The sequence below is a fragment of the Oleiphilus sp. HI0067 genome (assembly GCF_001635735.1).
In genome coordinates, this window is record NZ_LWFI01001715.1 from 1 (window position 1) to 1,170 (window position 1,170).

General features: G+C 40.5%; 2 protein-coding genes. One reads left to right on the plus strand and one right to left on the minus strand.

What is annotated here, in order from left to right:
- Window positions 1–648: GGDEF domain-containing protein (locus A3739_RS27255; protein WP_156502898.1), on the plus strand; the 648-nt coding region annotated here is incomplete at its 5' end.
- Window positions 649–663: 15 nt separating this feature from the next.
- Here the strand turns inward: A3739_RS27255 and A3739_RS27260 are convergent.
- Window positions 664–1,170 (minus strand): DUF1415 family protein (locus A3739_RS27260; protein ID WP_068503503.1); only part of this gene is annotated, 507 nt, incomplete at its 5' end.

Here is a 1,170-nt window from a genome sequence, read left to right on the forward strand (position 1 = left end):
GGCGTTTCCATAAAGATCGCATTACTATCATTAGTACTCAGTCATCGCTACACCTTCCTTAAAGAAACCAGTGAAGAACTTAATCGGGAATTCCAAAAATACCAATCGTTAAGCGAACGCGATGAGTTGACTGGGATCTATAATCGCCGCGGGTTCTTAGCTACCGTAAAAAATGAACTGGAAACTCAGCCGCATGAACTTGTATGGCTTTCGATAAATATTGATAATTTCAAATTTTTCAACGATCGCTACGGACATTTGACCGGAGATAAAATACTTTCTGAATTTGGGACACTATTAAAATCACGATCTCAACGAGAAGAATTTACATCCAAGTTGATCGCTGACAAGCATAATCAAATTTATCGACGAAGCATCGTAGGAAGAATGAGCGGCGAAGAATTTTCAGTGCTTTTAGTCAACACATCGATCAACCAAGCAAAAATATATGCGGACCGGCTACTCAAAGAATTCTCTGAACTAAAAATAATGACAAGTAATGGCGAGTTTATAAACACAACCTTGTCGATCGGAGGCTCCGTTGTGAGNCAAACGGACAACGTTGATTCAGCCTGGAAAAAAGCTGACCGGAATTTATCAGAAGCTAAAAACAGCGGAAAAAGCCAAATCGTGATTGAAAGCTCTTGATGCAAGATCTGGCTCTCATTTGAGCTCTACATATCCCCTAATCTGCGCAAATGTCTGTTCATCCATCGACTCAAGAAAATCAATATTTCGATGAGGAATATCTTCCGTTTTGTCCTCTCCATAAGCCAGTATTGCCTTAGCCATAGACTCTTGCCTGATCAAATGAATCATTGGGTAAGGACTACGATTTGTGTAGTGAGATCGAGCATTTTTTAATTCACCTTCAAATTCAAACTCAGGATGAAATGCAACGACTTGCAATTCATCAGACAAACCAGAGTCCTCAACCCCGTCATTTAACTCATCAACAAAGTCTAAGAACATCTCAAACTGCGAAATTGTATTGGGACTTAACACCAGCAAGCTTGTCTCGAGTTCTTCTGTGTCTGATTCGAACAGGCGGTTTATTTCATCACGGATAAAATAAGAGGTCTCTATCAACGACGACTCAAAGCAAGCATAGATACCAACTCGACCGACCTTAAACGGCAACGCTGCAAATGGGCACAAGTCATGACGAAT